Source organism: Caballeronia arvi, assembly GCF_001544695.2.
GTDB classification, from domain to species: Bacteria; Pseudomonadota; Gammaproteobacteria; order Burkholderiales; family Burkholderiaceae; genus Caballeronia; species Caballeronia arvi.
This window is the reverse complement of sequence record NZ_FCOM02000311.1, coordinates 1-686: the sequence shown is the minus strand read 5'-3', so window position 1 is coordinate 686 and position 686 is coordinate 1. Positions and strand designations below refer to the sequence as shown.

Sequence of the window (686 nt, the reverse complement as noted above, 5' to 3'; positions counted from 1 at the left end):
GAAGGCGTCAGCCAGTTCGACGAGCTTTTTGTACCGATCGAAAAGAAGCACCGGATCTTTCGCCGCCGCGCTGATGTTTCGCCGCAGCTTCGCGTGCCGCTGTCGGTGTCTTCCCTAAAAATCGGTCACATCGCCGGGCTTGCACCGGGGCGCCCCGCGCTGAGCGGTGCGTCGCTGCGCCTCGTGGTCGACAACCACATGCTGGAGCGGTTCACGCCACCTCATGTGCTCGCTTCGCGCGATGGCGATGTCCTGTATTACTCCGCACGTACGGGCAAGTACCTGGAGAACGCAGCCGGTGCGCCGACGCGCCAGCTTTTCACCATGGCGCGAAAGGGCCTGGGCCTCGATCTGCGCTCCGTGTTTCGCGAGGCCGTCGAGTCGGGTCGCCCGGTTACCCGCGAAGGGGTAGTGATAGAGAGCGAGGACGGCCGCGTACAGGAAATCAGCCTGACCGTCGAGCCGCTGACCGATCAGACCAACGGCGAGCGAATGTACCTCGTGGTCTTCAACGATCAGGGCCCCGTGCTCTCACGCGAAGAAGCGCTCGTGCGCGCCCAGGCCACGCACGAGGGGACCGCCGTGCAGGTCGAAAAGGAGTTGCGTGAGACCCGTGAACGCCTGCAGTCGATGATCGAAGAGTACGAGACTGCCCTCGAGGAACTCAAGTCATCGAACGAGGAACT

The 686-nt window shown here is 63.3% G+C and carries 1 protein-coding gene; it reads left to right on the top strand.

Translation table 11 applies throughout. The features are described 5' to 3' along the window. Positions 1-686, top strand: a 686-nt coding sequence (locus AWB74_RS45070; RefSeq protein WP_143749569.1) for a PAS domain-containing protein, incomplete at both ends; no start/stop codon positions are given.